Below are 6,326 nucleotides of genomic sequence, written 5' to 3'. Positions count from 1 at the left end.
GGGACGTTCGAAGGCGGGACGAAATACATCTACGATTATGTCCCGACGGTGGTGTTGACCGGGAGCTGGCGGGAGATGGGGCGGCAATACGGTCATTTCCTGGCGCCCAATATCCGTGCTGTTTATGAGCTGGTCGCTCCCTATAAAGACAAATACAACCTCGGTTGCGATAAAAATAACGCGGAGATCATCGAAGATTTCTACCAGTCCTATCCTGATAAATTCAAACAGTTCTTCCAGGGAATGGCCGAAACTTCCGGTCTGACCCTGGACCAGCTGAAAACGGCCAATTCGCTGGAGATCGTCCTGATGTTCAGCAGTAAGATCTATAAAGGGCGCTGTTCGGCCCTTGGCGTGTGGGGGAACTACTCGAAACAGGGTGGGGTGGTCTATGGGCGTAACTACGATTATAACCTCGAGTTCCTACCTCTCAACGACGATATTGTGGTAACCGTCTTTAAACCGGACGACGGCTCCGTGCCGGCGGCCACCTTCACCTGGGCCGGCTGCATTTACGCCTCCAGCGGGATCAACCAGGCCGGGATCTTTGTCGAAGAGAACGATTGTTCCGGCCATGACAGGCAGGCGGCGGGGATGTACGGCAATACAGAACATTTTAACGTTAAGAATTGGGTCAAAGACGATGCCCTGCTCCTTTCGCTCCTCACTGCTGTCAGGACGATGGACCAGGTCGATGTCTGGATGAAAAAGAACCTTCCCGTTTATCCCCATAATATTGGCATCGCAGACAAAAATGAGGCCCGCTGTTACCAGTGGAACATTGCGGCGCGGGTCCCGCATGCCCCTTATGTTAACCAGGCCGACGGTTTAATGGCGCAGACCAACCATTTCTTTATCATCCCTCAAGGGTGGGACCTGGCACCTTATAAGGAGATACCGCTCCCCGGATCAACCGTGCCGGGGGGGAGTCTTGCGCGGCTGAATAACTTGTTGAAATTAGCCAATGAGCGGAAGGGGCAGATTGATGTCGCGGGAATGTGCGGCATCATGGATGTGACTTTTGAGGCGGGAGGGGCTACGGTCGCTAGCTCTTTGTACCAGATCGTCTGCGAGCCGGGGACATTTACTTTCAAGCTCAAGACCCGTGCCAAACGCGACCGCTGGGTAGCTATCCCGGTCGGGAAATTGATAAGGTAGTCTGGCTTTTAGTTGAATTCTAAGTGGGTTCAACGACCGAATAATTTTCAATGAGGTTTTTCAGCTCGTCTGGCAGGAATGGCCGTCCGGCGCCCGAAAGGGCGGTCCCGGTGATTTTTCCTTTAATGATTGGTTTGTCGTCAACCGCCCGATAGATATCCTGGTAAAACACGAACCGGATCTTCCCTTCCTGTGCCATTTTCAAGGTGACGTAGAATTTGTCGCCGCTCTTCAGGGGGGACTTGTAGTCGATCTCGGAGCGGACCACCACCAGGTCGATCCCTTTCTGATGCATCAGGGCGAAATCGATCCCGACGCTTTTCAGGAATTCGTGGCGGGTATGCTCAAGATAATTTAGATATGTAGCGTTATTGACGATCCCCTGCAGGTCGCATTCGTAATCCCGGACGGTTAGATCAAGCTGATATTCATTCATATATTGTCTCCTATGGCTCCGGAGTGGGGGCGTTTGTCGTCCCGGTGATCCACTGGCGCGGGTCTTGCCAGCTTGCTCCGGATGTTATGGCAAAATGGACGCGGACGTCGCCGACTGCTTCCAGCGAAGCGAGCTTGGGCAATTCATAAGAGTAAAAGATCCTGTGAGCCCGTGCCCCCTGCACAAAGCACCAAGATTCGATCGTTACCCCAGTTGCCTGCCGGACTAATTTTACCATGTCGACATAGCGCTGCGAATAAGCCCCCCAAATAAGATCGGCCTCAATGGTTGTTACCGGATGAGGATCTGTATAATGTACCCCTTCGATTGAGACGGTTCCATCGCTCAAGGGATAAGCCCGTTCATACCAGTACTCCTGGTTCATCGTTTGGTACGAAGTATATTGTCTAGCGGTTGAAGTGGTTGTCCCTTCGTCCCAGATCGCCCGGTAGATTTCCGTGGAGGCGTAGCTGTTGATCTGGTCGAGAAGAACGATCAGGTTATCCCGGTTTGGCGAGCGTGACCAAAAACCAAAGCTTACTCTGGTCCCGGTTTGGTTTACAAGCGGTTCAAGCGCGATCGCCTCATAAAAAAGTTTGACGGTAAAATTCTGGCTGGAGAGTTCGGCAAGCTTGACTGTTGGATCGGTAAAGATCGGACCGGTGGAAGGAGAGGCGTTGAATTGCCCGCAGCCAAAGAAGGGGAAGGATAACAGAAGAACTAAATAGATCAGAAATCTTTTCATTGTTTTTAGTTAGTGTTTTGCAAATCAAGCCGATAACCAACGCCTGGTTCGGTCAAAATTATATTTGAGAGTTTATATTTATCGAGCTTTTTTCTTAATTGGCTGAAATAGATCCTAAGGTAATGGGTTTGGGTGGTTGATTCAGGCCCCCAAATTTCCTTTAAGAGCTGTTTTTGGGTCACAATTTTACCGGTATTTTGGACCAACGCTTTTAGCAGGTCAAACTCCGTATTGGTAAGCTTGACCGGCTCGCTGTCGATCTCCAGGCCGCGCAGACTAAAATCTATCTTTATCCGGCCATGCCGAAAAATAGGTTCCTCTTTTAAATTTAAGCTGTGCCGCAGGGCGACCCTGATCCGGGCGGCTAATTCATCGGGGCTGAACGGTTTGGTTAAATAGTCATCGGCGCCGGCGTCAAGCAGAGCGATCTTGTCGGAATCGGCGTTCTTGACGGTGAGGATGATGACCGGGACGGAAGCTCTTTTCTTTATTTGAGCCAGGACCTCGTCCCCGGTGATGTCCGGAAGATGCAGATCGAGAATAACGATGTCGGGCCGGAAACTGTTAAACAAGAGCAAGCCCTCTTTTCCGGTTTTTGCCGGGCAAACGGCAAATCCTTGGGTCGATAAGTATACATCAAGCAGTTTTCTGATCGATCGTTCATCGTCGATTATCAGGACCCTGGCCCCTTTGTTCATGATGACCTCTCCTTTATTTCAGGTTGTTTATCGATCGGCCAATAAAGCGCGACTTCCAGGCCCCCTTCTTTTTTGTTCCGAGCTTTGATCTTGCCGCCGCTGATCTCAAGCGCGCTTCTGGCGATCGCGAGGCCAAGCCCGGTCCCGCCCGGCGGAGAATTCGCGGACCGGTAAAACTTGTCGAAGATATTGGGAAGATCATTATCCGGGACCCCCGGCCCGTCGTCGGATACGGAGATTGCCAGCCAGTTTTCTCGCTTGGCCGCGCGGACGCTGATCGTTGATCCTTTGGGGGAATAATTGGCCGCGTTAAGCAAGACGTTCGACAGCGCTTGTTCGAAAAGCACATAATCGACCAGCAACAGCGGCAGATAATCTTCGGTTTCCACCTCCAGCCGGTGATCGGCCAGTTTTTCCCCGAGATGCCGCAGACAGGCCTGGATTATTTCCGAACTTTCCTGCCATTCTTTTTTTAAGGCGATGGAACCGGAGGCCAGCCTGGACATGTCAAGCAAGTTGGTCACTATCCGATCAAGTCGTTCGGCCGAATCGGCCAACTCGGCCGATAATTCCCTTTTTTTGTTTTCCTCTTTTACCGTATTAAGCGTTGCGGCTATCCCAATGATCGAAGTGATCGGGGTTTTTAGTTCGTGCGACAGGCTGTCAAAAATCGTCAGATAAAGCCCTTCTCTGGTCTCTTTTAAGGCGAGTTGTTTTTGATGTTTTTTGATTTTATCGGCCAAATAACCGGTCACGATCGCGGCAAAGAAATAGACAATGTTCATCATCAGGTCCTCGGGCTTGGCGATCGCGAAGGTCCCGTGCGGCGGGATAAAAAAGAAATTCCAGATCAAGGCGCTAAGCCCCGCGTATAATATGAGGGCGGGAAATGAAACAAATAAACCAAGGAACAGGACCGATGATAATAAGACGAGGCCGGTGGATTGATAACCGATAAAAGGGCTAAGCAAGTGATTGGCCGCGGCAATGCCAACAACTGTCACTACCGTAATGATGAGATCATTTATGGGAAAATGCCATTGCCCTTGGGTCATTTATCCCTTGATTATAGACCTAAAAACCTGTCTGGGGAAGGGATTGGGTCAGCCCACAAACAGTTCTTCTTTGGGAAGTTTCAAAGCATTGTGTTTTTCGCTGGTGAAGATTGCCGAGCCAATTGTTAAGGGGCCGACCCGGCCGATAAACATGGTTATTATTAAGATGATTTTGCCGGCAGTAGACAGACTGCCGGTTATTCCGGTCGAGAGACCGGTATTTCCCAGCGCGGAAATGATCTCGAACAAAGTTTGCAGAAAGGAGGCGTTTTCCGTGTTGGCCATGATGAGGCTGTCGATCGCGGCAACCGTTGAAAAAAGACAAAAAATCGTCAGCGCTTTGATAATTATTTCGATCGGGATCTTCCTTTCAAAAACGGCGGTCCGATCTTTTTTTCGCAGTGAGGCGCGGACCGCGGCAAAGAGGGTGGCCAGGGTCGTGGTTTTCATCCCGCCGCCGGTGCTCCCCGGCGAAGCGCCGATGAACATAAGGAGCATCAGCGCGACCAGGCTGGTTGCCGACATTTTTCCGATATCGATAGTATTAAAGCCATCGGTCGTTGACGCCGAAATGGATTGGAATGAGGCAATGATAACTTTTTCCTGAAGCGTGGCGGCGCTTGGCCACTGTTCGGCGACCAAAATGATCAACGTCCCCGCCAGCATAACAACGGCCGTGGTAATAAGCGCCATTTTACTATGTAGGGTTAATCTGGTCGGCTTCAGTTTCTTTATCTTGCTGATTAACGCGTTATAAGCGTCCGACAGAACGAAAAAGCCGATCCCGCCGATAATTGAAATAATATTGATCGTAAGATTAATGGTCCAGCTGGTTTTATAATTGACCAGGCTGGTTGGGAAAAGACTAAAGCCCGCGGTGCAAAAGGCGGAGATCGAATGGAAGATTCCAAGATAGATGGCGCGCGGCAGGGTGTATTCTCCGGACCAATAGGAAGCAAGAATGACCGCCCCAATGATCTCAAAAAACAGGGTGAAGCTTATGACTTTTAGGAAAAAACCGCCGAGCATGTGCATATTGTGGCTGTCCGTGGCCATTGATTCTCTGGCGACCGTCGAGGTAGTTTTTGAGAATTTTTTACCGAGAAGATAGGCGATAAAAACGAAAAAGGCCATGTAGCCGATACCGCCGACCTGGAAGATCAGCATGAGAACGATTTGACCGAAGAGTGAATAGTAACTGCCGATATCGATAACAGTCAATCCGGAAGTGCTTATCCCGGAAGTCGCGAGAAAGAGGGCGTCGACGAATGGTTGTGCCGTTCCGGCCGCTGATGAAATTGGCAAAGAGAGGAGAAGGGCGCCGATGATCGTTACGATAAAATAACCGAAGACTAAGATCTGCATCGCGTTTAGACCAAATTTTGGCCGCATAAAAAAATACTATCACTAAAACGCGTTAAAATGAGGTAAAAATAACGCTAAGCAACGTAAAAAAAGCGTAAAATTAGCCGAGAAACCCCGCCTTCCAGAGGCACTCTTCCCATTCCCCAACAGGGGTCGAGTCCCAAACTATCCCGCCGCCGACCCCCATCTCGCCATGTGTTCCTTCTAATAGGATTGTTCTGATCGGAACATTGAACATCAGGTCCCGTTCAGGGGTGATGTAGCCGATCGCCCCGGTGTAAATGTGCCGGGGTTCGGGTTCCAGTTCGCGGATGATCTCCATTGAGCGGATCTTGGGGGCGCCGGTCACCGAACCGGAAGGGTGGAGAGCTTTGAGTAAATCATAAAGCGGCAAATCTTTTTGAATGTTAGCGGTAACGGTTGAGGTCATCTGATAGAGAGTGTTGTAGCGGGCGACCTCAAAGAGCTTGGGGACCTTAACGTTACTCCCAATCCGCCCCAGATCGTTCCGGAGAAGATCGGTGATCATCAAATTCTCGGCCCGGTTTTTGCTGTCAAAATGAAGCTTTCGCCCGGCCCACAGATCTTCCCAGAGATTTCTCCCTCTTGGCCAGGTCCCCTTCATCGGTTTGGTGGTGAGAAAAGTTCCTTTCTTTTTCATGAACAGTTCAGGGGAGAGGGATAACATGAAGTAATCATCACCCTCAATATACGCGGGATAGGGGACCGGTTGGGTTGTATAAAGTTGCCGGTAAAAGTCATAAGGGTTTCCGGCAAAGTCGAAGATGAATTTCAAACAGTAGGTGATCTCATAGGTGTCGCCCGCTTCCAGGTACTCCCGTATTTTTCTTATATTGGCAAAGTATTTC

7 protein-coding genes are annotated in these 6,326 nt (G+C 50.2%); 1 reads left to right on the top strand and 6 read right to left on the bottom strand.

Annotated elements, in window-relative coordinates:
* Positions 1–1,158, top strand: a 1,158-nt coding sequence (locus KKF06_03200) for a hypothetical protein (protein MBU1616776.1), incomplete at its 5' end; no start/stop codon positions are given.
* 19 nt (positions 1,159–1,177) lie between these two features.
* On the opposite strand, the gene KKF06_03195 is transcribed toward KKF06_03200, so the two are convergent.
* The 6 genes from KKF06_03195 to KKF06_03170 all read right to left on the bottom strand — a co-directional run.
* Positions 1,178–1,594, bottom strand: coding sequence for an acyl-CoA thioesterase (locus KKF06_03195; GenBank protein ID MBU1616775.1), 417 nt, complete (start codon positions 1,592–1,594; stop codon positions 1,178–1,180).
* 10 nt (positions 1,595–1,604) lie between these two features.
* Positions 1,605–2,339 (bottom strand): hypothetical protein, encoded by a 735-nt coding sequence (locus tag KKF06_03190; GenBank protein ID MBU1616774.1) that lies wholly within the window; start codon positions 2,337–2,339, stop codon positions 1,605–1,607.
* Between the two features lie 5 nt (positions 2,340–2,344).
* Positions 2,345–3,037: a response regulator transcription factor gene (locus KKF06_03185; protein MBU1616773.1), complete on the bottom strand. Its 693-nt coding sequence runs from the start codon at positions 3,035–3,037 to the stop codon at positions 2,345–2,347.
* Complete coding sequence (locus KKF06_03180) at positions 3,034–4,092, bottom strand: PAS domain-containing sensor histidine kinase (protein MBU1616772.1); 1,059 nt, start codon at positions 4,090–4,092, stop codon at positions 3,034–3,036. The genes KKF06_03185 and KKF06_03180 overlap by 4 nt, the downstream gene beginning before the upstream one ends.
* 48 nt (positions 4,093–4,140) lie before the next feature.
* Entirely contained in the window at positions 4,141–5,484 is a 1,344-nt protein-coding gene (locus KKF06_03175; GenBank protein ID MBU1616771.1) for a hypothetical protein, read from the bottom strand.
* Positions 5,485–5,557: 73 nt separating this feature from the next.
* The coding region (locus tag KKF06_03170; protein ID MBU1616770.1) for a chorismate-binding protein at positions 5,558–6,326 on the bottom strand (769 nt) is incomplete at its 5' end.

Source organism: Candidatus Margulisiibacteriota bacterium, assembly GCA_018822365.1.
In the GTDB taxonomy this organism is placed as follows: Bacteria; Margulisbacteria; WOR-1; order O2-12-FULL-45-9; family XYB2-FULL-48-7; genus XYB2-FULL-45-9.
The sequence above is the reverse complement of the archived record's forward strand: the minus strand, read 5'-3'. Positions and strand labels throughout refer to the sequence as shown.

Coding starts and splice junctions, on each gene's coding strand:
- KKF06_03195 (MBU1616775.1), bottom strand. CDS start 1,594: ATGAATGAATATCAGCTTGATCTAACCGTCCGGGATTACGAATGCGAC.
- KKF06_03190 (MBU1616774.1), bottom strand. CDS start 2,339: ATGAAAAGATTTCTGATCTATTTAGTTCTTCTGTTATCCTTCCCCTTC.
- KKF06_03185 (MBU1616773.1), bottom strand. CDS start 3,037: ATGAACAAAGGGGCCAGGGTCCTGATAATCGACGATGAACGATCGATC.
- KKF06_03180 (MBU1616772.1), bottom strand. CDS start 4,092: ATGACCCAAGGGCAATGGCATTTTCCCATAAATGATCTCATCATTACG.
- KKF06_03175 (MBU1616771.1), bottom strand. CDS start 5,484: ATGCGGCCAAAATTTGGTCTAAACGCGATGCAGATCTTAGTCTTCGGT.